Source organism: Microbacterium natoriense, from assembly GCF_030816295.1.
Lineage (GTDB): Bacteria > Actinomycetota > Actinomycetes > Actinomycetales > Microbacteriaceae > Microbacterium > Microbacterium natoriense_A.
Map to the genome: position 1 here is coordinate 491,408 of NZ_JAUSXV010000001.1, position 23,825 is coordinate 515,232.

The following is a 23,825-nucleotide window of genomic DNA, read 5'->3' on the forward strand; positions in this document are numbered from 1 at the left end:
CGGTGTCGCGCCTTACTTGGCGGCGACGACCTGCAGGGTGATGACAGCGGTCACGTCGTCGTGCAGACGAACCGTGGCCTCGTGCTCACCGGTCGACTTGATCGCCGACGTGATGTGCACCTTGCGCTTGTCGATCGCACCGAGACCGGCGGCTGCGACAGCATCCGCGATGTGCTCGGTCTTGACGGACCCGAAGAGGCGACCCTCGGCGCCCGCCTTGACGGCGAGACGCACCTTGGTGCCCTCGAGGGCGTTCTTCAGGGCCACGGCCTCGTCGCGGTCGTGGATCGCGCGAGCCTGACGAGCAGCCTGGATCGAAGCGACCTGCTTTTCGCCACCGCGGGTCCACGCCGTAGCGAAGCCCTGGGGGATGAGGTAGTTGCGGGCGTACCCGTTCTTGACCTCGACCACGTCACCGGCGCTTCCGAGCCCGGCGACCTCGTTCGTGAGAATCAGCTTTGCCATGTCCGTACCCCTCAGCGGCCAGCGCCGGCGTAGGGCAGGAGAGCCATCTCGCGAGCGTTCTTGATCGCGCGGGCGATCAGACGCTGCTCCTGCACGGAGACACCGGTGATACGACGGGCGCGGATCTTTCCACGCTCCGAGATGAACTTGCGAAGCGTGGCGACGTCCTTGTAATCAATGACGCCGACCCGGATCGACTTCGCGGGAGCGGTGGGCTTGCCACCCTTCCGCGGCTTGCGGCGGTCGCCGCTCGACTTTCCAGCCATAGTTTTTCCTTAGTTATGAGACGGATGCCGAAGCATCCGGAGATCCTTGTTCAGAACGGGGTGTCGTCGCCGAAGCTGCCGGGGGTGCTCCACGCGTCAGCGCTGGTCGACGAGCCGGGCGTGGACCACGGCTCCTCCGACACTGCCTGCTGCGCGGGACGGGACTGCTGCCCGCCACCGCCCTGACCGCCACCCTGGAAGCCGCCGCCATTCGACGCCGCCCGCGTGACCTGAGCGGTCGCGTACCGGAGCGAAGGGCCGATCTCGTCGACCTCCAGCTCGATCGCGGTGCGCTGCTGGCCTTCGCGGTCCTGGTAGGAGCGCTGACGCAGGCGGCCGGTCGCGATGACCCGCATGCCCTTGGTCAGAGAAACCTGCCACGTGCTCCGCGAACTCGCGCCACACGGACGCACGGAGGAACAGCGCATCGCCGTCCTTCCACTCGTTCGCAGCGCGGTCGAAGTTCCGAGGCGTCGATGCGATGGTGAAGTTCGCCACCGGCAGTCCGTTCTGCGTGTAGCGCAGCTCGGGGTCGGCCGTGAGGTTTCCCACCACGGTGATGACTGTTTCGCCGGCCATGAGACTTACGCCTTCGCAGCCTTGGCGGCCTTGCGAGCAGCCTTCTCCTCGGAGCGCTTCGCCTCCGAGGCGACCATCGCCTGAGCTTCTTCTGCCCGCAGCACCTTGGTGCGCATGATCGACTCGTTCAGCTTGAGCTGACGGTCGAGTTCCTGCGTGGCCTCGCTGGTAGCGGTGAAGTTGACGACGGCGTAGATGCCCTCGTTCTTCTTCTGGATCTCATAAGCAAGACGGCGCTTGCCCCAGATGTCGACCTTGTCAATCGAGCCACCATCGTTGGTGATGACCTTCAGGAACTTGTCGAGCGTCGGGGCGACCGTGCGCTCATCGATCTCGGGGGTCAGAATGACCATGAGTTCGTACTGGTGCGTCACTTACCCACCTCCTTCGGACTAGAACGGCTCCCGGGACTTTCCCGGAAGCAGGAGGGTGTGTAGCACGTCATCCGTCCGGGCCTCCGAATGAGGGCCTGAGGGCAGACAACCTCCACAGTCTACCTGAGAAAGCTCGGCGCTGCGGCCAGCGACCGGGCGGAGCACTTGGCATGCTGGGGAGGTGCCGTCGAACGTCGGCGCCACACGACCGAAGGGGGGACGCCATGCGCGTCAACAAGTGGGGGGTCGGCGTCGTTCTCGCCGCCGCCGTCATGCTCACCGGATGCTCCGCGGGAGCATCCGACAAGCCCGCAGCCGAAGACAAGCCGAGCAGCAGCGCCTCACAGGAGGCCGAAGCTCCCGCGACGGACTGCCCCGAGCTCAAGGAGGGTGCGACCGTCGACGGAGCCGCCCTCGGCGCCTGCATCGCCGACACCGCATCGTCGATCGCCGGTTACGCGGCCTCGACCAGCGTGATGGGCATGGAGACCACGGGCAAGTACAACCCGGCGGAGAAGGCCCTCGAGAGCACCACTCCCCTGGGTTCGATCATCGTGATCGGCGACGACGCCTGGGTCAAGACGGCCACCGGCGCCTGGCAGGTCGCCGACACCACGTCGAGCGACCCGATGGTCGCCGGCCTCAGCACGGGCGCGGCTGCCGCATCCCAGGCGAGCCCGACCATGATCGCCACCCTGCTCTCCGGCGACTTCACCGTCACCGGCACGGGCGAGCGTCTCGGTCAGCAGGTCTTCCTGCTCTCGGGCGCGGTCGAGATGCAGGGCGTCTCGTCGGACCTCGTCCTCGAGGTCACGAAGGACTTCGCTCCTCTCGCCACGACCACCAAGGCCGAGGTCAGCGGCACGGTCGTCGACTCGACCACGGTCGTCACCGAGTGGGACGTCAAGCAGGACATCGTCGCTCCGCTCTGAGCGGATGACGACGGCGAAGGGCCGGGGCGCGAGCCCCGGCCCTTCGTGTGTTCTCAGGGCTTCCGCGCAGCGAGGAACTCCTCGATCTCGGGGAGCCGCGGCGCCGAGGACGACGCCCCTGACCGCTGAACCGACAGAGCGGCCGCCGCAGAGCCGAACTCGACTGCGGCGGTGAGTTCGTCTCCGAGGGCGAGACGCGAGGCGAGCGCTCCGCAGAACGTGTCGCCCGCCGCGGTGCTGTCGACGGCTGTCACGGCGAACGCCGGCACGCGGCGTTCGCCGGCGGCATCGCGCACGAGCGCTCCTTCTGCGCCGAGGGTCACGACGAGCGTGGGCACACGAGAGGAGAGCACTGTCGCGGCGTCCTCGAGAAGGGCATCCGCGGCGCCCGCCAGATCGAGGCACTCATGCTCGTTCACCACGAGGATGTCGATCAGCGCGAACACGTCGGCGGGCAGCGCCCGGCTCGGCGCCGCGTTGAGCACCGTCGTCGCCCCCTGCTCCTTGGCCGCACGGAACGCCTCCCGCACGACCTCGATCGGCACCTCGAGCTGCGCGAGCACGACATCTCCCTGCTCGGCCGTCGAGAAGCGACCGGACAGCGCGTCGACGTCGCCGTTCGCCCCCGGCACCACGACGATCGCGTTCTCCCCTCCCTCGGCGACCATCACGAACGCCGACCCGGTCGGACGTTCTGAGCGCGCGAGTCTCGCGTCGACTCCTTCGCCTCGCAGGACCTCGTCGAGCCGGCGGCCCGCATCGTCGTCGCCGACAGCGCCGACGAATCGTGTCCGGGCGCCGGCTCGCGCGGCGGCCACTGCTTGATTGAGGCCCTTTCCCCCCGCGCCCGTCGCCTCGCCCTCCGCGAGCACGGTCTCACCGGGACCCGGGTGACGGTGCAGCCGCACCGTGGTGTCGAGGTTGGCGCTGCCCACCACGATCACCCGCATGAGTCGCCCCCCGATGACGCCGACGGCCCGATCATCGTGCGATCGCCTCTGCGACCGTGAGTCCGGCGAGAGCGGGGATGCCGAGACCGGTCAGGCGGATGCCGTTGGCGTCGACCCCTGCGGGAATCCACGACTCTCCGAACAGTGCGGCCGCGGCCGCACCGGCCAGCGCCGGAAGAGACGCCGCGTTCCTCGGCTGTGCGAGCGCGCCGAGCATCAGATCCGCTGCATCCGCTGCAGAGGCGACGTGCGCGAGCAGGAAGCCGAACGTCTCCGGAGCGGCGATCGGATAGCTGTACACCCAGTCGCCGACCTCTGTGCTGAGTCGGCGGGCCCTGTCCATCGGACCGTGCGACTCGGCGGCGACTGCGAGCGAGGCGTCGGCCATGCGGCGGCTCCACGTGCCTTCAGGAAGCTGCTCCACAGCGAGCCGAACCGCGTCGTTCGGAGGAGCGCCGTCGAGGAGTGCGCCGAACAGGACCGCTGAGGCCCTGGCGCACCACACGCCATCGAGGGAGTGCGTGACCGCCGCATCGGCTTCGGCCGCCTCGGCCGCGTCCGCGCCGAGCACCGCGACCGCGGCGAGCGCCCGCACGGTGGCGATGTCGTCGAAGTAGTGGGCGTTGTCGTGGCCGGACTGCGGCGGCTCCGCTCCGCGTCGGAGGTTCTGCAGCGCGAGCTTGGTTCCGATCCGTGCCCGCAGCCCGCCCTCGGGATCCGCTTCGAGAGCCGCGAGCTCCCGCCATTCGACGAGACCGAATCCGCGTGCATGCTGGCGCGCGGAGAACGCGAACCACTCGAGGTTCTCGCCCGCCCCGGGATGCAGCGTGGTCGGCGGCGCCGCGTGCGTGAAAGGTCGCGGCACTGTGGTGGTGCGATCGGCGTCGCCGAGCGCGGCGAGGATCCGCACGCGGTTCACGCGCTTGGGTGGCAACGCGTAGACGCGGAAGTCGGCGTTCATCGACGATGAGGACTCCCCCGCCACGATTCCGCGGGTGAGAAGATCGATCACGGGAGTGGTCATGCGCGCGCCTCCTCGACGATGCGGGTCAGGGTGTCGGCGGCATCCAGCGGATGGATGCCGCGCATCGAACGGATGCAGGATCCGGCCACCGGCCGAAGGCCCGCCACCCATTCGTCCGGCAGATCGGCGATACCCGAGATCGCACCGCCGATGCAGCCGGCGATCGCGGCTGTCGTGTCGGCGTCTCGTCCCATGTTGACGGCGAACAGGATGCTGTCGGCGGCCCGGCCCCGGGCGTGCAGCACCGAGGACATGGCGAGCCCGACGGCCTCGGGCGCGAGATCGGCCCAGAAGTAGTCGACCACGGCGAGCCGATCGTGCAGGGCGAGAGCCAGTGCGTCGTCGTCGAGGCCGGAGTGCACCAGATCCCTGGCGTCTCTGAGATTGCGCGCCGTCCAGCTGTCGGCGGGGATCGCCGCGAGGCCGGCCTCGTAGCACTCCTCCGCATCGGCCCCCGTGAGCGCGGTGGTGACCGCGACCGCCACGACGATCCCCGCCCAGACGCCCTCTGTCGTGTGGCTGACGGCGCCGTCGGCTTCTGCGAGCCGACGAGCGAGGTCCGCGTCGCCGTCGGCGACGATGCCGAGCGGGCTCACCCGCATGGCGAGGCCGTCGCTCCAGCCGTGCATCGTGTCTCCGCTCAGAGGCGGGCGGATGCCGCGACGCAGGTTGTCGATCGCGGCCATCTCGCTGAAACCGCCGCCTTTGAAGTCGTCGGCCTGCGGCAGCACGTCCTCGATCCAGGTCTGCGCGAAGTCGTCGGCCGTCGCCCCGACGCCGACGCGCTGCACGGTCTTCGCGGTGAGCAGTGCGTACTCGGTGTCGTCGCTGCCTGCAGGTTCCGGATCGAGATAACCGGTGACGCGACCGTGAGCCGCCTGGATCTGGGCCGCGGAGAAGCCCTCGACCGGCCGGCCGATCGCGTCTCCGATCGCGAGCCCGGCGAGCGAGCCTCGAGCCCTGTCCTGCAGACTCGGCGTGGGGGAAGTCATGGAAGTCCTTGTCTCTTCGAGGGTCAGTGCGCAGGAAGAAGCGCGAGAGTGCGTCGAGCGAGGTCGTCGATCTCGACGCCGTCGAGGCCGGGAAGGCTCGTGGCGATGCGGTTCCGCAACGGCGCGGTGAATCGCTCGGGGAGCCCGGCGAAGCCCGCCAGGCCCCCGAGCACCGAACCGACCGTCGCGCCGGCGGAGTCGGTGTCCCACCCTGCCACCACGGCGAGCGGCACCCCTCGGGCGAAGTCGCCGCCGCTGCGGGCGATGGCGAACGCGATGAGCGCGGCGTTGTTGATCGTGTGCACCCAGTGGAGGCGTCCGTACGCGGCGTGCAGCGCGTCGAGGGCTGCGGCGTCGTCGAGATCCGAACGGCCGAGATCGGCGCCGTGGGCGATGGCGGCGGCGAGCTCGCTGTCGACGGGAACCACGGTCCGGGCCAGCGCGAGCACCTCGTCCACGGAGTGCGAGACCAGCGACGCGGATGCCAGGGCGGCTGCCCACATCGCACCCCAGAGGCCGTTGCGCGTGTGGCTGAGGCGCGCGTCCGTCCAGGCCATGCGCGCGGCCTCGCCGACATCGCCGGGGTTGATCCAGCCGTAGACGTCGGTGCGGATGAGCGCTCCGATCCATTCGCGGAACGGGTTGCGCACGCGGGCGGCTTCATCGGGGCGGTAGCCGTCGAGAAGGTTGCGGTACGCGATGCGCTCGGCGGTGAACGTGCGGCCGGCCGGGAGGTCTGCCAGCCAGGCCTGGGCCACGTCGTCGGTGGTGAACCCGCGTCCCGCCGTCTCCAAGACGCGGAGGTTGAGCAGCGGGTAGTTGAGATCGTCGTCCTCCGGCATCCCGTCGATGTTCTCGACGAGGGAGTTCACCGCCGATCTCCTGTTCCACGGCCAGCGGGCGGCGACCTCGGCGGGCAGCCCCTGCGCCGTGAAGTAGTCCGTGAGCGGCCAGCGATCGGTCGATCGCAGGATCTCCTCGATCCCCTCGCGGGGGATCTTCTCGACAGGCTTGCCCCACAGGCAACCGGCCGACCGACCTGTCCACGCCCCCAGCATCCGGTCCGCGAGAGCCTCGCCGCCCACCGCCGTCGGCGCGGGGACGCCGTCGAGCATGGCGTGCACGCCAGGCCAGTCCGTCGGTTCCTCGCTGTCACTCCGAACCCGATCGAGCTCGACGAGCAGCTCTCGGGCGAGCATCCGCAGCCCGTCGGAAGGAGCCTCCGGCGTCGCGCCGCCGCGCACCGGATCGAGGCCGCCGCCGGCCTCCACCCACCGAGCGGCGATCGCGGAGACGTCCTTCCCCTCCGCCCTCGCCTGCACCAGTTCGTGCGGCACCAGGTCCTCGGGCTGCGCCCAGGTGAGACGCATCACGCCTCCTGAAGGCCGGCGATGCGGCGCAGATCAGCCTGCGCCCGGGCTCCGTCGGCCGCGATGATCTCCTCGGCGACGTCCGACAGCAGCGCGGCGTACTCATCGAAGTCCACGCGGCTCGCGGTCGCGATCGTGTCGATGATGTCGGCGGGGATCACGGCGACCCCTCCGATTCCGGCTGCGATGCTGCCCGCCATCGAGGCGATCGAGTCCGAGTCGCGCCCGTAGTTCACCGCCCCCAGCACGGTCGGCATCAGATCACCGCGATACGCGACCAGGAAGCCGAGAGCCACCGGCAGCTCTTCGATCGACTTCGTGCGCGAGGGGACCCGCGCATCCATGAGCGGTTCGCGATACGCGTCCCCGACGGTGTCGAAGGGACGGATCGCGTCGCGAAGCGCGGTGCCGACTGTCTCATCGTCGGCATCCTCAGGAAGCGATCTCGCCGCATCGACGACCGCCTGGATCGCTGCCGCCGTACCGTCGTGCGCGACGCGCAGAGCGGCGTCGATCACAGAATCGACGGAGGCGCCGACCGCGACGGACGCCGCCACGGCCGCGGCGAACACGCCGGCCGCCTCGCGGCCGTAGCTCGACTGGTGCGCTCCCGCGACGTCGATGGCTTCCGCGTACGCCGCCTCGGGGTTGCCCGCGTTGACGATCCCCACCGGGGCCATGTACATCGCGGCGCCGCAGTTGACGACGTTCCCCACCCCGGCCTCGCGCGGGTCGACGTGTCCGTACTGCAGTCGCGCCACCATCCACTTCTCCGCGAGGAAGATCCGCTGCAGCAGGATCGACTCGCGCTCGAGCTCGGGGATCCAGCGGATCTCCGTCTGAAGCAGCGGCACCAGCGATTCGGCGACCGCGAAGGCGTCGATGTGATCCCGCCGCTCGGCGTACACGCGGATCAGCGCCTGCGTCATGAGGGTGTCGTCGGTGATGTGACCGTCACCCTTGTGATACGGACTCACGGGCCGGGCCGTCTGCCAGTCCAGGTGATACGGAGGGACGATCCCGGTGATCCGGCCCCCGTAGCGCTCCTTGATCTTCTCGGGGCTGAAGCCCTCGGCCGCCCCACCGAGGGCGTCGCCGATCGCCGACCCTGCGAGCACGGCCGCCGTGCGTTCCCGAATCCAGCTCATGCCATTCCTCTCTTCGAGCCGGAGCGGATGCCGAGCATCCGCTCCGGCGTCATCAACCGTTGACCTGTGCCCAGCCGTCGTCGAGCTCGGACGCGAGGCCCTCGTCGTCGATCTCGCCGCCGAGGAACTTCTGGAACGCCGGGGTCGCCACGGTGTCCTTCCACCGGACGAACCCGTTGGCCTGCAGGAACGCGGGACCTTCGAGCCCCTCTGCCGACTTCACGATCTCCGGCCAGCCGTTCTGATCCGCGGTCTGCTCGGCGAGCGCCTCGCGCGCCGACACCGTCGTCGGGATCAGCCCGTCGGCGACGTTCATCTTCACGAGGTTGTCGGTCTGCATGAAGTAGTCGAGGAACTTCGCCGCCTGCTTCTGATGCGGGGAATCGATGTTGATCGACAGCGTCTGAGGGTTGGCCGCCTGGACGGCGCCCTCGGAGCCGGCGAGCGGAGGCAGGACGACCCAGTCCATGCCTGCCGGAGCATCGGTCGCGATGTTGGCCACCTGGTACGAGCCCTGAACCGTCATCGCCGCCTTGCCCGCGTAGAACGTCGCGAGCACGTCGGAACCCGACTGCGTGACGCCGATCGGGTCGACGGAGCCCGCCTCGATCATGTCGCGCACGCGGTTCGGCACTTCGAGGTCGGCATCCTTCACCTCGACCTTCATGTCCTCGCCCTTGCCGGTGAAGTACTCCGATCCGAAGCCCATCCCCAGGCTCATGAACGCCGCGGTGGGGCTCTTCAGGCCCCACGTGATGCCGTGCACGTCACCCGAGGTGGTCGCCGCGGCGATGTCGGCCAGTTCGTCCCACGACATGGAGTCGCCGGTCGGGATCTCCACACCTGCGGCCTCGAGCAGCGTCTTGTTCGCGAACACGACGTAGGTCTGCAGTTCGGTCGGGGCGCCGATGATCTGGCCGTCGACCGTGACCGACTCCCGCACGCCGGGATCGATGTCGTCGAGAGTCTTCTCGCTGAGCAGCTCGCTCAGATCGGCGAGGTAGCCGTCCCTGGCGAACGGCACGATTCCGAGCACCTCGTAGTGGATGATGTCCGGCGCGACCTCGCCCGCGAACTGCGTCGTCAGCTTGTCATCCAGACTGTCGGTCGGAGCCTGGACGATCTCGACCTGGATGTCGGGATTGTCGGCGTTCCACGCGTCGACGATCTCCTTGGTCGCCTGGATCGCGGCCGGCTGATCGGAGAACGACTGGAACGTGATCGACACCGGCTCGCCGTCGGCGGTGTCGTCTGCGGTCTCGCCGCCCTGCGAGCAGGACGCGAGGACCAGGGCCGTCGCGGCGGCGGCCGCGAGTGCGATGGTCGCACGATGAAGCGTCTTCACTTCATACCTCTTTCTCTAGTGTTCGGGAACTGCGGGAACTGTGGCGCTAGCCTTTGACCGCGCCGGACAGCAGGCCGGTGGCCAGGCGCTTCTGCAGCAGCGTGAAGAACACGATGCTGGGGATGCTGGAGAGCAGCGCACCGGCGGCGAGCGGACCGACGGCGACCTTGCCCTCGCCGCCGATGAAGGTGCTGAGCGCGATCGGGAGGGTGTAGTTCTCGGGAGACTGCAGCAGCACGAGTGCGAAGAAGAACTCGTTGTACGCCGAGACGAAGCTGAACATCGCGGTGGCGGCGAGTCCGGGCATCAGCAGCGGGAACACGACCCGCTGGAGAGTACGCGCCTTGTTCGCGCCGTCGATCGCCGCCGCTTCCTCGATGTCGAAGGGGATCGCCGCGACGTAGCCCTGCAGCATCCAGAGCGAGAACGGCAGCGTATAGACCGAGTACACGATCACGAGTCCGAGCAGCGAGTCGACGAGCCCTACGGAGCGGAGGATGAAGAACAGCGGGATCACGACGAGGATCACCGGGAAGATCTGGCTGACCAGGATGTAGCCCACGCCGATCGTCCGCAGCTTCCCCTGGTAGCGCGCCATCACGTAGGCACCTGGGATCGACAGCAGCGTGACGACGATCGTCGTCGCGACGGCGACGATGAGGCTGTTGCCGGCCGCACGCACGAGCCCCTGCCTCTCCAGCGCCGCGATGAAGTTGTCGATCGTCGGCTGCAGCGGAAAGAGGTTGACGGCGAGCGAGTTGATCTCGGCCGAGGACTTGAATGCCGTCGAGATGAGCCACACCAGCGGGAACCCCAGGAAGATGAGGAACGCGGCGAGCGCCAGATACTGCAGAGTACGCACCAGAGGCTTCCTCGTGCGCCGGTCGGCCCGTCGCCGCTGGGTCTTCGTGGCGTTCTGCGTGACCAGGGTCCTGGTCGCGGTCGTGTCCTTCATCGCGCGCTCCTCTCCGGACGGAACTGGCGCCACAGCGCGATCACCAGGATGACGACGAGGAAGAGCACGATCACGTCGCCCATCGCCGCGGCCCCACCGGTGTTGCGGGTCTTGAACGCCTCGAGGTAGGTGAACAGCATCGGCAGCATGGTGCGTCCGCCAGGACCGCCCTCCGTCATCACGTAGACGATGCCGAAGGAGTTGAAGTTCCAGATGAAGCTCAGGCTCGCGATCGAGAAGATCACCGGACGCAGCGCGGGGAGCGTGACGCTCACGAAGCGCCGCCACGTGCTCGCGCCGTCGACCGCGGCCGCCTCGAGCAGCTCGCCGGGCACCTGCTGAAGCCCGGCGAGCAGGACCACGGTGTTCTGCGGCATGCCGACCCAGACGCCGACGAGGATCACCGCCGGGAGGGCGAGACCGAAGTCGCCGAGCCAGTTGATGTCGGCGGGACCGCCCAGCGACTCGATCAGCCAGTTCAACGGGCCGTTCGTCGGCGAGTAGATCATCTGCCACATGACGGCGACGACGACCGGCGGCATGGCCCAGGGAATCAACGCGAGCACACGCGTGATCCCGCGGAATCGCAGGTCGGTGTTCAGCAGCAGCGCCAGGCAGAGTCCACCGACCACCTGCAACACGGTGACCGTCACCGCCCAGATCATGCCGATGCCGAACGACTGCCAGAACTGCACGTCGGAGCCGAGCGAGATGAAGTTCTCGAAGCCCACGAACTGCGTGTCGTGGTGACGTGCGAGCCGCGAGTCGGTGAACGCCGTCGCGACGCCGATGAACAGCGGCACCACGCTCAGCGCGAGGATCGGGATCAGGGTGGGCACGACGAGGCCGATCGCCTCGTTGCGCCGGGAGCGGGCCAGCCCGCCCGTCCGCGGAACGGCCGTGGTCCTGGTGCGGCTCGTCCCGGCACTCATGCGGCTTCGCCGATCGTCGAAGCCCTGATGACGAGCGTGGCGTCCACCGTCTCGCGGCGGGGAGGGCGCGACGGGTCGGCGAATCGCTCGCTGAGCATACGCGCCGCAATGCCTCCGCGTCGCTCGGACTGCAGCGACACCGAGGTGAGCGGAGGGCTGTACAGCGCCGCGAGCTCGGTGTCGTCGATGCCCGTGACGGCGAGGTCGTCGGGTACCCGCAGCCCTCGACGTCGCGCCGCGCTGATCGCGCCGATCGCGATGAGGTCGTTCGCGCACACGATGGCGTCGATCGGGATGCCGCTGTCGAGCGTTGCGGCGAGCAGGTGTTCCGCGGCGTCGACGCCTGCTCCCACCGTGAAGTCCGCCGCCGTGATCTGCAGCGCCTCGGTGCGCACGAGGGCGTGGCGCTCGACCGCGGCCGCGAAGCCCGCCCGACGCGCGGCGCCCGGATTGGTGTTTCCCGGCCCGTTGATGACGCCGATGCGGGTGCGACCGATCTCGACGAGGTGGTCGACCACCATTCCCACCGCGACCGACGAGTCGACGAACACGTTGTCGACGCCGAGATCGGAGTGCAGCGTACCGATCACGACGACCGGCACGACGGTGTCGGCGATCGCCTGGCGCAGCGCCGGGGTCACGCGCAGCGGAGAGATGATGAGTCCGTCGCCCGCTCCCATGCTCAGCATCCGCACGAGCTCCACCGTCTGATCCGGGCGACGGCCGGTCGAGGAGACGCTGATCCGCGTGGTCTCCCCCAGCTCCGCCTCGATCGCGCGCAGCATCTGCACGTAGTTCGGGTTGCCGATGTCGTCGACCGCGAAGACGACCTGCCTGTGTCCGCCCAGGCGCAGCGATCGGGCGGTGGCGTCAGGGAGGTAGCCGATGCGCTTGGCCGCGGTGCGGACCTTGCGCACCATCTCGGGGCTCGCGGAGCGTCCGGTGAGCGCACGCGACGCGGACGCCAGGGAGACGCCGGCGGTCGCGGCGACCTCGTGCAGTGTCGGCTTCGTCCCCATGATGCTCCTCGTCGAGTGGAAACGTTTCCAGCGATCGGACGTGGAAACGTTTCCAAATCGGCGCTGGTCGGGCTGCAGGGAATCTAGGCGGCGGGAGTGCCGGGTGTCAAGACCCTGCGACGTACTCCCGGAGAATCCGCTCGGCACGCCCGCGCATGGCCGGATCGACCATCTCGCCGGAGGCGAGAGTCGCCACTCCCCCTGCTGCGAGTAGTCGCAGCACCTCCTGCGCCCAGGCGATCTGGGCGGCCGTCGGCGCGAACTCCGCCGCGATCACCGGCAGCTGGATCGGATGCACCGCCATGCGCCCGAACATGCCCAGCTGCGCCGCCCGTCGCGTGTCTTCCGCGAGCCCATCCAGATCGCGGATCGCGGGGTAGACGGACGCCATCGGGGCCGGCAGTCCGGCGGCTCGCGCGGAGTACAGCGCGGTGAGTCGGGCATGGTCGAGTACCGGCTCGCCGCCGCCCAGGTCGCTGCGCAGATCGCTCTCGCCCAGGCCGATCGCCACCACCGCCGGGTGCTCGGCAGTGGCACGCGCGTTCAGCACACCCCTCGCCGACTCGAGCAGCGCCGTCACCGGATGTCCCGGCGCGAGCTCGGCCACCCTGTCGAGCTGCATTCGATCCTCGACCTTCGGCAGCCGGATGCCGACGTCGAGCGGCAACGTCGAGACCGCGCGCAGGTCTTCGTCGTCTCCGGCGTTCACGCGCACCTGCACCGCGACCTCCGATGAGCGAGCTTCCAGCCACCTGATCACGTCATCCCTGGCGCGCCCCTTGCGCTCGGCGGCCACCGCGTCCTCGAGGTCGAAGACGACGAGGTCCGCCCCGCTCGCCTCGGCCGAAGCGAAGCGATCGGGCCGGTCGCCCGGCACGTAGAGCCCCGTGCGGTGAAGATCCATCACACGGCGCCTGACGCGTGCAGTGCGTCGATGTCGTCATCCGAGAATCCCGCATCCCGCAAGACGTCGTCCGTGTCCGCACCGTGCGGTCGCCCGGCCCAGCGGACGGAGCCCGGCGTGCGCGAGAGCCGGAAGAGGACGTTCTGCATCGCGAGGTCTCCCAGTTCCGGGTCGGGCACTCTCACGATCGTCTCCAGAGCCCGGTACTGCGGGTCATCGACGACTCCCCTCACGTCGTACACCGGTGCGATCGCGGCGGATGCGGCCTCGAAGGCATCGATGACCTCGGACGCGGGGTGCGCGCCGATCCAGGTCTGCACGGCGTCGTCGAGCTCGTCGGCGTGCTGTGCCCGGTCGTGTCCCGAGCCGAACCACGGCTCCCTGGTCAGCTCGGTGCGGCCGACCACGGTCATGACCCGTTCGGCGATCGACTGCGAACTCGTCGAGACCGCCAGCCAGACGCCGTCGCGCGAGCGGTAGACGTTGCGCGGAGCGTTGTTGACGGATCTGTTGCCGGTGCGCGGCTGCACGAGACCGAGCTGATCCCATGCCGTGATCTGTCCGCCCAGCAGCATCAGGATCGGCTCGATGATCGCCATGTCGACGACCTGCCCGACGCCGTCGCGCTCGGCACCTCGCAGTGCCGCCATCACAGCGTAGGAAGTGGCGAGCGCCGCGATGCCGTCGGCGAGGCCGAACGGCGGCAGCGTAGGCGGGCCGTCCGGATCGCCCGTGAGCGCGGCGAATCCGCTCATGGCCTCGGCGAGGCTTCCGAAGCCCGGCCGTGAGGAGTACGGCCCGAATTGCCCGAAAGCGGTCACCCTCGCGAGCACCAGCCGCGGATTCGCCGCGAACAATTGCTCGGGCGAGAGCCCCCAGCGCTCGAGAGTGCCCGGACGGAAGTTCTCGATCATCACATCGGCATCGGCGACGAGTCTCAGAAGCACGTCCGCGCCGGCCGCCGTGCTCAGATCGACCGTCGCTGTGCGCTTGTTGCGACCGAGCGTCTTCCACCAGAGATTGACGCCGTGCTTCTGCGGGCCGTGCCCGCGGGCGGCGTCGGGTCGTGCCGGATGCTCGATCTTGATCACGTCGGCGCCGAAATCGCCGAGAAAGGTGGCCGCGAGAGGACCGGCGAAGAGCGTCGACACGTCGAGCACGCGCACCCCGTGCAGCGGAGGCGATGGAACAGTTCTCAGATCTTCCTGGTCCGACACCGAGACATGATAGCCACAGCTCGATCGCACGGGAACACCGACAGGATCCGCCTCCGACGAGCCGTCGCGACTTTCCCGTCAGGGCTCGGAGCGCGACGCCTCAGTCGATGACCGGAGCCACTTCCGACCACAGCATCCGATCCTCCGTCGAGGGCGCCTCGGGAATGCGCCCCGCGCCGTCGGGTTCGGGAATGGCCGCCAGCAGTGCCCGGGTGTACGGATGCTGAGGGCTCGACCACACGCGGTCCGTCGCGCCCGACTCCATCACGCGGCCCCCGTAGAGCACCACCGTGCGGTCGGCGATGCGGCGGACCACGGCGAGGTCGTGCGAGATGAACAGCATGCCGGCGCCCGCCTCGGCCACGAGATCGCGCATGAGACCGGCGACGCTCGTCTGCGTCGACGCGTCCAGCGCCGAGATCGGCTCGTCGGCGACCAGCAGCGACGGCCGTGCGGCGAGCGCTCGCGCGATCGCGATGCGCTGCTTCTGACCGCCGGAGAACTGGTGCGGGTAGCGCGACACCACGTTCGCGGGAAGCCCGACCTTCTCGAGCCACTCCTCGACCGTCGAGCCTGCAGCTCCTCGCGCCAGAGCCGTCGCGATGCCGTCGGCGATCTGGTCGCCGATGCGGCGACGCGGGTTCAACGAGGTCGCCGGGTCCTGGAAGACCATCTGGATGCCGGTGAGCGCGATCGACCGGCGGCGGATGCCGAGCGGAGTCACGGGGGCGTCGTGGAACAGCACGGCGCCGCCGGCGAGCTTCTCGATGCCGACGGCTGCGCGGGCGAGGCTCGACTTGCCGCTGCCCGATTCGCCGACCAGGGCGACGGTCTCCCCTGGCGCCACGCTCAGCGAGACGCTGTCGACGGCGACGACCGGCGGGTTGCCCGGGTAGCGCACGACCACGTCGCGCGCATCGAGGACGGCGACTTCACTCATCTGCGGCCTCCTCGGTCGCGGCATCCGCTTCGTCTGCCGCATCGGCCTCTTCGATCTTCGAACCAGGCAGGGCGGCGAGCAGCGTGCGGGTGTACTCGTGCTGCGGATCGCGGAACAGCGTCTCGCGGTCGGCCCGCTCGACGATCTCCCCGTTCTTCATGACGGCGACCTCGTCGGCGATCGCGCTCATCACGCCCAGATCGTGCGTGACGAGGAGCACCGCGAGGTTCCGCTGGGTCGCGAGGTCGCGCAGCAGCCGCAGGATCCCGGCCTGCACCGTGACGTCGAGCGCGGTCGTGGGCTCGTCGGCCAGCAGCACGTCGGGGTCGCACGCGAGCGCGCACGCGATCGCGATGCGCTGACGCTGTCCGCCCGAGAACTGATGCGGATAGCGCTTCAGCGCCTCGGCCGGGTTCGGCACCTGCACCGTCTCGAGCAGCTCGATCGCCCGGGTCCTCGCGGCGTCCTTCGCGAGAGAGAGATGCACTCGCAGGTGGTCGGTGAGCTGGCGCCCCACGGGCAGCTGCGGGTGCAGCGACGCCGAGGGGTCCTGGAACACCATGGCGATCCGCCTGCCGCGGATGCGGTTGAGGTCGCGCCGGCGCATGCCGAGCAGCTCCTCCCCCGCCAAGGAGATCGATCCGCCGGTGCGGGCCTGTCGCGGGAGGAGCCCGAGGACGGCGAGCGAAGTGAGCGTCTTGCCCGAACCGGATTCTCCGGCGAGACCGTGGATGCGTCCGGCCTCGAGTTCGAGCGAGACTCCACGGACGAGCGGACGGCCGATGTCGATCGTCAGATCGCGGATGCTGAGCGCCGCGGTCATGCGATGGCTCCCTTCGCGTCGGCCTTGTGCTCCGCCTGCTTCTCGTGCGTCATCTCGGCGGTCGGGTCGAGCACGTCTCTCATCGCATCGCCGAGGAAGTTGAAGGCGAGCACGACCGTGAGGATCGCGAGACCGGGGAAGACGCCGAGCCACCAGGCGTCGAAGTTCTGGATCGCGGCCGAGATCATCGAGCCCCACTCCGCGGTCGGCGGCTGGGCGCCGAGACCGAGGAATGAGAGACCGGAGAGCAGCAGGATGGCGGCGCCGATGTCGAGGGTCGCGAGCACGAGCATGGGACCGGCGATGTTCGGCAGGATGTCGACGAACAGCGTGCGCAGCGGCGAGTGACCGAGCAGCCGCCCCGCGATCACGTAGTTCTGGCCGCGCAGGCCCAGCACGATGCTGCGCGTGACGCGCGAGTACTGCGGCCAGGAGACGACGATCGCCGCGATCACCGCGTTGAACAGCGACGGGCCGAGGGATGCCGCGACCACCATGGCAAGGATCACGGTGGGGAACGCCATGAAGAGGTCGGTGATGCGCATGAGCGTCTCGTCGACCCAGCCGCCGAAGTATCCGGCGAGCGCGCCGATCGTGGTGCCGATGATCATCGCCGCGATCACGAGCATGAGCGCGAGGGGCAGGCTCACTGTCGCACCCGTCATCAGGCGGGAGAAGATGTCGCGGCCGTTGCCGTCGGTGCCGAGCAGCGTGTCGATGCCTGGCGGCTGCAGGCGGGGCAGCGCCTGGGCGTTCGGATCGAACGGGACCCACCACTGCGCGGTGAAGGCGATGATGACCCACGCCAGGGCGATGACCGTGCCGATGACCCCGAGCGGGGTGCGCCAGGCGCGCGGCCAGCGGAGACGGATGCGCCAGGGTCCGGATGCGGCGTCGATGCTGCTCATGCGATCCTCACTCTCGGGTCGAGGACGCCGTACAGCAGGTCGACGACGAAGTTGATGAGGAGGTAGATGAGCCCGACCACGAGACCGACGCCCATGATGCCGGGGAGGTCGAGGTTGGACGCCGAGTTGTAGGCGTAGGTGCCGAGGCCCGGCCAGGCGAACACCGACTCGACGAGCACCGTGCCCGAGAGCAGCGAGCCGAAGGCGACGCCGACGACGGTGAGGATCGGGAGGGAGGCTCCGCGGAGCACGTAATCGAGGATGACGCGCATCGCCGGCAGGCCCTTGGCCCGCGCCGCCCGCACGTAGTCGCTGCCGAGCACCTCGAGCACCGAGGTGCGGATGAATCGGGTGAGCAACCCGATGGTGACGAGCGAGAGCACGAGGACGGGCAGGGCGAGGTGCGCCAGTGCGTCGAAGTAGCCCACGCCGTCGCCGTTCAGGAGGAAGTCGATCGTGTACATGCCGGTGACGGTCGGCGGCGGGGTGATCGACGGCGAGATGCGCCCGGAGCCCGGGGCGATGTGCAGCTGCAGGAAGAACACGTAGAAGCTGACCAGAGCGAGCCAGAAGGTCGGCACGCTGAGACCGACGAGGGTCACGACGCGGATGACCTGATCGGTCACGAGCCCGCGGCGGTAGGCGGCGAGCGTGCCCAGCACGATGCTGACGACGAGGCTGAGGATGATCGCGCCGATGGCGACCTCGATCGTCGCAGGCACCGCGGTGGCGAGGTCGCTGGTGACCGGGCGTCCGGTCACCAGCGACGTGCCGAGGTCTCCTCGGAGGAGGTTCCCCATGTAGATGAAGTACTGCACGATGAGCGGCTGATCGAGACCGTGCGCGGCGATGAACGCGTCGCGCGTCGCGGGGTTCTGCGACGCGCCCTCACCCAGTGCCGCGGAGATCGGGTCGCCAGGCACCAGGTTCGTGAGCGCGAATGTCACGATCGTGACGCCCACCAGCAGGAGCAGCGAGGTGCCGATCCGGCGCAGCAGGTATCCGATCAGCGGAGACCTGCGCCGTTGCGCCTGTCTCTGCACCGCCACCGTCGTCATGAGGCCCTCAGCCGGCGGGGTTGATCTCGGCGATGTCCATCTCCCAGACGGAGTTGTACACCGCACCGGTGACGTCGTCGGCGGTGGCGATGTTGCGGCCGGGGACGATCAGCGGCACGAAGGGGCCCTCGGCCTGCATCGCCTCGGCGAAGGCGGTGAAGTCGTCGGCGCGGGTCGCCGCATCCGTGGCGCTGGCTGCATCCGCCGCGATCTGCGCGATCTCGGGGTTCGCCTCGGCCGCCCAGCCCGAGCGCAGACCGACCTTGAGGCCGGGGGCGAAGGGCAGGAAGTTGGCCGAGTCGGCGTAGTCGGGGCCCCAGAACCAGAGGCCGAAGCCCTCGGTGCCGCCGACGTAGGCGTCGAGCTCGGTCGCGAAGGGCTGCGGCGCCAGTTCGACGTTGATGCCCGCATCCTTCAGCTGCGCCTGGACGCGCTCGGCGAGCGGGGTGAACTCGACGCCGCCGACCGGGTAGTCGTTCGGGAACTGCAGCTTCAGCGTCTGGCCCGTGTAACCGGCCTCGGCGAGCGCGGCCTTGGCCTTCTCGGCGTCCGGCTTCACACCGGACTCGAGAGCGCCCTCGAACCCGGGAGGGATCACGCCGGTCGCCTGCACGGCGCCTGCTCCGGCGAGCTCGAGCAGGGCGTCGTAGTCGAGCGAGTAGCGGATCGCCTCGGCGATCTTCACGTTGGCGAGATCGCCGGCGACGGCCGGAGACTGGTTCAGCAGCAGGAAGATGGTCTGGCCCGAGGGCACCGAGTCGACCTTCACGCCGTCGCCGAGACCGGCGACCTGGTCGCCGTTGAGATCCATCGCGACCATCGAGTCGCCGCCCTTGAGGTTGGCGAGCTGCGTGGCGCTCTCGGAGACGTTGCGCACGACGACGCGGTCGTAACCGGCCTTCTCGTCGCCGTTGTACTCGTCGCTCTTCTTCAGCACGACCTGCGAGGAGAGATCGAGGGTGTCCAGCACGTAGGGACCGGAGCCTGCGGAGGCGCCGTCGAGGTACTTCTGCGCGCTGTCCGATCCGTCGGTGGCGCCGCCGTTCTCGATCACGACATCGGAGTTCACGATGCCGAGTGCCGGGTTCGCGAGGATCGCCGGCAGCTGCAGCAGCGGAGTCTCGGAGGTGATCTTCACGGTCTTGTCGTCGACTTCGGCGACGGTGAGCCCGCCGAGCAGGAAGTTCGGCTTGGCATCCTCCATGCCCTGGATGCGCTGCAGGGAGAACACGACGTCCTTCGCCTCGATGGGCGAGCCGTCGGAGAAGACCCGGTCTCCTTCGAGGGTGAAGGTGAACTCGGTCGCGGCGTCGTTCTGCTTCCACGACGCGAGACCGGCGATCGGAGTCGACACGTCGGAGCCCTTGAAGTCGACGAGGGTCTCGTAGAGGGCCTTCGCGATCATGTTGCCGGTGGGGTCGTAGGTGTGGCCGGGGTCGCCGGTCTCGATGGAGAAGGCGGTGTCGATGACGAGCGAGTCGCCCTTCGACGCGTTGCCTCCGCTGTTCGCGGAGTTGCCGCCGGAGCAGCCGGCGAGGGCGAGGAGCGCGACGGCTCCCAGGGCGATGAGAGAGGTGCTGCGACGCGTCACCATGGTGGCCTCCAGGGGCGAGGAGTACATTTCGGGTAGGCCGACCGATGTGGACGACCTTCAACAGATTCCCATGATGTGCGACGATCTGTCTATCAAGAATGCGTAACGCTGGTTGGATCTGATTCCAGCCCTACCCAGGAGGTGCAATATGTCCAGCAGGGACGCCGAAGTCCTGAAGCAATCTGGACGAAGTGCCATGCCACTCGACGACATCGCGTACAGAATTCTCGACGTGCTCCGCGAGAACGGGCGCGTCTCGATCGCCGCCCTCGCCGAGAAGGTGGGCATCTCCCGGGCCAATGCGTACACGAGGGTCGAGTCTCTCGTGCACGACGGGGTCATCACCGGGTTCAGCGCACGCATCGACCCCGCGAAGGCGGGACTGTCGATCGGCGCGCTCGTCTTCGTCACCGTGCTCCCCCAGGCATGGACGTCCTTCCGCGAGCGCGTCTCGGAGATGCCCGACGTCGAGTGGTGCGCGATCACCACCGGCGAGCACGACGCGATGCTGCTGATCCGCGCAGTGGACGTGAGCGGTGTGCACGAGTTCTCGACCGGAGTCATCGCCCAGCTGCCCGAGGTGCGCACGGTCGTGAGCGTGGTGGTGCTCGACGAGGTCGTGCGCCGGTCGTTCCTGCTCCCCTCCGATCTCCCGGAGCGGAACACCGAGATCCCGCTCGGCATGACGCGGTGGACACCCGCGACGCCGGGTCGCGACACCCTTCCGCCTCGGTGAAGCCGTCGCGGCTCAGGCCGCCGGGATCTCCTCGCACACGCTGAGCTGCGGCGCGCCGTGCATCTCGTAGTGCTCCACGAGGCGGATGAGCCCGGCATCCGTGATCTCGAGCTCGCTCTCGCCGTCGCCCGTGACCACCGTTCCATCCGCGGCGAGCACGTGGACGAACGACACCCAGATCGTGTCGCCCGTGCGCGTGCCGACGAAGCGGCCGAAGGTGACGGTGTCGCCCTCGTAGTCCCCCCAGATCGCGCCGTCGCGCTCCCAGTAGCTGAAGACGCTCGGAGAGTCCGGGTCGACCGCCGAGGTGGTCGACGAGACCATCCGGAATCGGCGGCCGTCGAGGGAGGGGATGGATGCTGTCGCGGTCACCCCTCGATTATGGACGATCTCCACTCGTCCTCCAGCAACGCGTAGATCAGCAGCGTCGTCCATTCGCCTTTGAACCACGAGCTCTCCACCAGTCGGGCCTCGCGACGGAAGCCGAGTCGCTCGACGACTCGGACGGATGCCGCGTTCCGCTCGTCGATGCGTGCCGCGATGCGGTGAAGTCCCAGTCCGTCGAATCCCACCGCGAGCAGAGCGGCCACGGCCTCCGCCGCGTAACCCCGCCCCGAGAACCGGGGATCGAGGATGTACCCGACTTCACCCTCTCGGTCGTTCTCGCTGCGCCAGAACAGCACGACGTCGCCGACCAGGCGTCCGCTCTCCCGCTCTTCGACCGCGAGGCACACCGCGTCATCCTGCTTCTCGAATCGGGTCCCCGCCCAGCGCGTGGCGATCCTCTCCTCGATCTCGGCGAGGGTGAGCGGCCCGTACGGGACGTAGCGGACGTTCTCGGCGTCGGCCTTGTAGTCGAGCATGGGCGCCGCATCGGCGGCCTCGATCGGTCGCAGCAGCAGACGCTCGGTGCGGATCGGATAGTCCGGCGCGAACATCGTCACTCCAGATCGAGCGAGACGAGGCCGGGCAGACCTGCGGTCTCGGAGCGCAGAGCGAGGACGAATTCCTCGTAGGTCGGCGTCATCGTCACACGCGTCGATCCCAGGATGCAGGTGATTGCTCGCCCTCCCCGCTTGTCGAGCCGGATCCGGTGCACCGGGTATGCGGGCGGCGTCAGCCAGATGCGCGCAAGCAGCGAATAGGGATGGTCCTCTTCGCCCATGCGCAGGCCGTGCGGGCCCACGACGATCTGCGCCGGAGTCCGTCTCACCGCCCGGTAGCGCTGCGCGGCTCCGATCGCGAAGCCGATGGCGGCGATGCCTGCGAAGGGGATCAGCAGGACGAGCGCCGAGAGATCGCCGTCGAGGAAGCCCGGGGTCAGCACGAGCAGGGTCACGCCGAGAGTCATCGCGAACAGCACGATCGCCGTGATCAGGAAGCCGCGCCCTATGCGTCGTTCGCCCGACGAGTCGAGCCGGAACGTCGTGGGCAGTTTCGCGCGCTCGCGCGCGGCCGCGACCGGATCGGCGGCTGGCGGCTGAGCGATCGGAGCGAGCTCGGCCATCAGCTCGTTGAAGACGGTCCTCGAGAATCCGGGCAGGTCGATCACGGTCTCGCGTCCGTCGGTCCAGACGACCAGCGCGCGGGTCGTGCCCGTGCGCAGGCCGTTGGTGCGGTGCTCGGTGACTTTCGACCGGAACGCGGTGGTGTCTCTGGCGTATGTCTGCATGCCTCCGGGCCGTCCGATGTCGACCGTGCCGGAACGCACGATCACCCGGATGTTCCGGAGCCAGAAGGCCCCCACCCACACGGCGATCGTCAGCACGATCGCCGCCACGAGCACGATCCGGCCCCGCGTGGAGATGTTCATCGTGCGGGGAAGGAATCCCGGGATGATGAACAGAGCGGCCGTCGACAGCACGGCGGACAGCATGAGGGCTCCGAGAGCGATGCGAAGCGGATGCCGGCGGAACACGCGCTCGGCGGGCACGGTGGCGACCTGACTCATGGGGACAGTCTGCCGCACCCGGTGACGCACCCGTGCGCTGCGGCGCACCGCGGGTAGCGTGAACGCATGCAGTGGTTCACGTATCTCGCCTTGCGCGCCGTCGGGGCGCGCGGATGACACCGCCGACGCAGGCGACCTTCGACGCCCGACCCCTCACAGAACCGGTCGATCCTCGGGCGGTGCGGGCCTTCGCGGCCGAGCTGCGAGCACGAGGGACCGCGACCATGAACGCGGGGGCCATCATCGCCGTCGTCGTTATCGCGCTCTCGGCGGTCATCATGGTGCCTGTCCTCGTGTCCGTCATGGTCGCGGTGCTCTCCGGCTCGGTCTCCGGCGGACGCGGCGGCCTGATCCCCTTCGCGTTGATCGGCGTCGCCGCCGTGCTCGGCATCGTGCTCTCGTTGGCCGGCTGGCGTCGAGCGCGCACGACCCGCTACCGCCTGAACCGCTTCGCGCAGGCGAACGGCATGACCTACGAGGCGAGGATCGCCGACCCTCCGCTGCCGGGGATGGTCTTCGGCATCGGCCGCTCCCGGGCCTCGACCGATGTCGTCCGCGGCACCACACCCCGCTTCGCCGAGTTCGGGAACTTCCAGTACACGACCGGATCGGGCAAGAACTCGACCACGCACAACTGGGGCTACGTGGCAGTGAAGCTCGACGTGCCGCTGCCGAACATCGTGCTCGACGCCAAGGGCAACAACTCCTTCGGATCCAACCTGCCGGCGGCCTTCCGCAAGGCGCAGCGGCTGTCGCTGGAGGGCGACTTCGATAGGTACTTCGACCTGTACTGCCCCGAGGGGTACGAGAGCGACGCCCTCTACCTGTTCACACCCGACATCATGGCGCGTTTCATCGACAACGCGGCCGAGCTCGACGTCGAGATCGTCGACGACTGGCTGTTCCTGTACACGCAGCGCAAGGCCTCGACTCTCGACCCCGCGACGTGGGCCTGGTTGTTCGGCGCGGTGGGGGCTCTGCTGGTGAAACTCGACCAGTGGGCGCGGTGGCGCGACGAGCGGCTGCTGGTCGCGAATCCACCGCTCGCCTCATCTGCGGGACAGGCGAGGGATGCCACGGCGCTGCCCTTCGCAGCGCCGGCGGGCATGCTCACCCCGCCCCCTGGCGTGGCGCACGAGGGCCGTCGGCTCTCGCGGGGCTTCCGGTGGGTGCCGATCGTCGTCGCTGTCGTTTTCGGCGTCGTGTGGATCGCGCTGCAAGCCATCGGTTCGATGCACTGAGGAGTGCGAACGTCGCGTCAGGCGGTCACCGAGGGGTGAGTGTGGGGGTGGGTGCTGCTTTGGGGATTAGCGCCCACCCCATCCCCCCTCGGGATCAGAAGA

At 68.9% G+C, this 23,825-nt stretch carries 25 protein-coding genes and 1 pseudogene; 3 read left to right on the forward strand and 23 right to left on the reverse strand.

Going from position 1 to position 23,825, the window contains the following annotated elements; all coding sequences use genetic code 11:
* Positions 1 to 12: 12 nt before the first annotated feature.
* The 4 genes and pseudogenes from rplI to rpsF form a co-directional block, all read right to left on the reverse strand.
* A complete protein-coding gene (gene rplI / locus QFZ53_RS02300; protein WP_292908564.1) occupies positions 13 to 465 on the reverse strand; it encodes a 50S ribosomal protein L9 in 453 nt (150 codons plus the stop codon).
* 11 nt (positions 466 to 476) lie between these two features.
* A complete protein-coding gene (gene rpsR / locus QFZ53_RS02305) occupies positions 477 to 731 on the reverse strand; it encodes a 30S ribosomal protein S18 (RefSeq protein WP_045257356.1) in 255 nt (84 codons plus the stop codon).
* 50 nt (positions 732 to 781) lie between these two features.
* Positions 782 to 1,310 (reverse strand): annotated as a pseudogene (locus QFZ53_RS02310) (single-stranded DNA-binding protein).
* 5 nt (positions 1,311 to 1,315) lie between these two features.
* Positions 1,316 to 1,684, reverse strand: a complete 369-nt coding sequence (gene rpsF, locus QFZ53_RS02315) for a 30S ribosomal protein S6 (protein WP_292908558.1) — start codon at positions 1,682 to 1,684, stop codon at positions 1,316 to 1,318.
* Positions 1,685 to 1,908: 224 nt separating this feature from the next.
* On the opposite strand from rpsF, the gene QFZ53_RS02320 reads away from it, so the two are divergent.
* Positions 1,909 to 2,616, forward strand: a complete 708-nt coding sequence (locus tag QFZ53_RS02320) for a hypothetical protein (RefSeq protein WP_292908556.1) — start codon at positions 1,909 to 1,911, stop codon at positions 2,614 to 2,616.
* A 53-nt stretch (positions 2,617 to 2,669) separates the two neighbouring features.
* Here QFZ53_RS02320 and QFZ53_RS02325 read toward each other — a convergent pair whose 3' ends face one another.
* From QFZ53_RS02325 to QFZ53_RS02400, 16 genes are all read right to left on the reverse strand, one after another.
* Positions 2,670 to 3,566, reverse strand: coding sequence for a ribokinase (locus QFZ53_RS02325; protein WP_307293079.1), 897 nt, complete (start codon positions 3,564 to 3,566; stop codon positions 2,670 to 2,672).
* Between the two features lie 31 nt (positions 3,567 to 3,597).
* Complete coding sequence (locus tag QFZ53_RS02330) at positions 3,598 to 4,590, reverse strand: ADP-ribosylglycohydrolase family protein (protein WP_307293082.1); 993 nt, start codon at positions 4,588 to 4,590, stop codon at positions 3,598 to 3,600.
* Positions 4,587 to 5,582: an ADP-ribosylglycohydrolase family protein gene (locus tag QFZ53_RS02335; RefSeq protein ID WP_307293085.1), complete on the reverse strand. Its 996-nt coding sequence runs from the start codon at positions 5,580 to 5,582 to the stop codon at positions 4,587 to 4,589. Before QFZ53_RS02335 ends, QFZ53_RS02330 begins: the two co-directional genes overlap by 4 nt.
* A 23-nt stretch (positions 5,583 to 5,605) precedes the next feature.
* A complete protein-coding gene (locus QFZ53_RS02340; protein ID WP_307293087.1) occupies positions 5,606 to 6,952 on the reverse strand; it encodes an ADP-ribosylglycohydrolase family protein in 1,347 nt (448 codons plus the stop codon).
* Positions 6,952 to 8,100, reverse strand: coding sequence for an ADP-ribosylglycohydrolase family protein (locus QFZ53_RS02345; protein WP_307293091.1), 1,149 nt, complete (start codon positions 8,098 to 8,100; stop codon positions 6,952 to 6,954). The genes QFZ53_RS02340 and QFZ53_RS02345 overlap by 1 nt, the downstream gene beginning before the upstream one ends.
* A 52-nt stretch (positions 8,101 to 8,152) precedes the next feature.
* Positions 8,153 to 9,445 carry an ABC transporter substrate-binding protein gene (locus tag QFZ53_RS02350; protein WP_292908544.1) on the reverse strand — a complete coding sequence of 431 codons (1,293 nt, stop codon included), beginning with the start codon at positions 9,443 to 9,445 and terminating at the stop codon, positions 8,153 to 8,155.
* Between the two features lie 46 nt (positions 9,446 to 9,491).
* The gene (locus QFZ53_RS02355; RefSeq protein WP_307293093.1) at positions 9,492 to 10,400 is read right to left on the reverse strand and encodes a carbohydrate ABC transporter permease; all 909 of its coding nucleotides are present in this window, start codon (positions 10,398 to 10,400) and stop codon (positions 9,492 to 9,494) included.
* On the reverse strand, positions 10,397 to 11,332 hold the full coding sequence (locus QFZ53_RS02360; protein ID WP_292908540.1) for a carbohydrate ABC transporter permease: 936 nt from the start codon (positions 11,330 to 11,332) through the stop codon (positions 10,397 to 10,399). Before QFZ53_RS02360 ends, QFZ53_RS02355 begins: the two co-directional genes overlap by 4 nt.
* Positions 11,329 to 12,351 carry a LacI family DNA-binding transcriptional regulator gene (locus tag QFZ53_RS02365; RefSeq protein ID WP_307293097.1) on the reverse strand — a complete coding sequence of 341 codons (1,023 nt, stop codon included), beginning with the start codon at positions 12,349 to 12,351 and terminating at the stop codon, positions 11,329 to 11,331. The genes QFZ53_RS02360 and QFZ53_RS02365 overlap by 4 nt, the downstream gene beginning before the upstream one ends.
* 106 nt (positions 12,352 to 12,457) lie before the next feature.
* The gene (locus tag QFZ53_RS02370; protein WP_307293101.1) at positions 12,458 to 13,255 is read right to left on the reverse strand and encodes an HpcH/HpaI aldolase/citrate lyase family protein; all 798 of its coding nucleotides are present in this window, start codon (positions 13,253 to 13,255) and stop codon (positions 12,458 to 12,460) included.
* The gene (locus tag QFZ53_RS02375; protein WP_307293104.1) at positions 13,255 to 14,472 is read right to left on the reverse strand and encodes a CaiB/BaiF CoA transferase family protein; all 1,218 of its coding nucleotides are present in this window, start codon (positions 14,470 to 14,472) and stop codon (positions 13,255 to 13,257) included. The genes QFZ53_RS02370 and QFZ53_RS02375 overlap by 1 nt, the downstream gene beginning before the upstream one ends.
* Positions 14,473 to 14,572: 100 nt before the next feature.
* Positions 14,573 to 15,412, reverse strand: a complete 840-nt coding sequence (locus tag QFZ53_RS02380; protein WP_292908532.1) for an ABC transporter ATP-binding protein — start codon at positions 15,410 to 15,412, stop codon at positions 14,573 to 14,575.
* Positions 15,405 to 16,235 (reverse strand): ABC transporter ATP-binding protein, encoded by an 831-nt coding sequence (locus QFZ53_RS02385; protein WP_307293109.1) that lies wholly within the window; start codon positions 16,233 to 16,235, stop codon positions 15,405 to 15,407. Before QFZ53_RS02385 ends, QFZ53_RS02380 begins: the two co-directional genes overlap by 8 nt.
* Entirely contained in the window at positions 16,232 to 17,143 is a 912-nt protein-coding gene (locus QFZ53_RS02390) for an ABC transporter permease (RefSeq protein WP_307293111.1), read from the reverse strand. The genes QFZ53_RS02385 and QFZ53_RS02390 overlap by 4 nt, the downstream gene beginning before the upstream one ends.
* Positions 17,140 to 18,201 carry an ABC transporter permease gene (locus QFZ53_RS02395; protein ID WP_292908526.1) on the reverse strand — a complete coding sequence of 354 codons (1,062 nt, stop codon included), beginning with the start codon at positions 18,199 to 18,201 and terminating at the stop codon, positions 17,140 to 17,142. The genes QFZ53_RS02390 and QFZ53_RS02395 overlap by 4 nt, the downstream gene beginning before the upstream one ends.
* A gap of 7 nt (positions 18,202 to 18,208) precedes the next feature.
* Complete coding sequence (locus QFZ53_RS02400; RefSeq protein WP_307293113.1) at positions 18,209 to 19,795, reverse strand: ABC transporter substrate-binding protein; 1,587 nt, start codon at positions 19,793 to 19,795, stop codon at positions 18,209 to 18,211.
* A gap of 196 nt (positions 19,796 to 19,991) precedes the next feature.
* On the opposite strand from QFZ53_RS02400, the gene QFZ53_RS02405 reads away from it, so the two are divergent.
* Positions 19,992 to 20,531, forward strand: coding sequence for an Lrp/AsnC family transcriptional regulator (locus tag QFZ53_RS02405; RefSeq protein WP_292908522.1), 540 nt, complete (start codon positions 19,992 to 19,994; stop codon positions 20,529 to 20,531).
* Between the two features lie 12 nt (positions 20,532 to 20,543).
* Here QFZ53_RS02405 and QFZ53_RS02410 read toward each other — a convergent pair whose 3' ends face one another.
* The 3 genes from QFZ53_RS02410 to QFZ53_RS02420 are packed head-to-tail and all read right to left on the reverse strand — an operon-like array spanning position 20,544 to position 22,482.
* Positions 20,544 to 20,903: a hypothetical protein gene (locus QFZ53_RS02410; protein ID WP_307293120.1), complete on the reverse strand. Its 360-nt coding sequence runs from the start codon at positions 20,901 to 20,903 to the stop codon at positions 20,544 to 20,546.
* A complete protein-coding gene (locus tag QFZ53_RS02415; protein WP_292908518.1) occupies positions 20,900 to 21,469 on the reverse strand; it encodes a GNAT family N-acetyltransferase in 570 nt (189 codons plus the stop codon). The genes QFZ53_RS02410 and QFZ53_RS02415 overlap by 4 nt, the downstream gene beginning before the upstream one ends.
* 2 nt (positions 21,470 to 21,471) lie before the next feature.
* Positions 21,472 to 22,482, reverse strand: coding sequence for a hypothetical protein (locus tag QFZ53_RS02420; RefSeq protein ID WP_307293122.1), 1,011 nt, complete (start codon positions 22,480 to 22,482; stop codon positions 21,472 to 21,474).
* A 113-nt stretch (positions 22,483 to 22,595) separates the two neighbouring features.
* Between QFZ53_RS02420 and QFZ53_RS02425 the strand changes: the two genes are divergently transcribed.
* A complete protein-coding gene (locus tag QFZ53_RS02425; protein ID WP_307293127.1) occupies positions 22,596 to 23,723 on the forward strand; it encodes a hypothetical protein in 1,128 nt (375 codons plus the stop codon).
* Positions 23,724 to 23,825 lie beyond the last annotated feature (102 nt).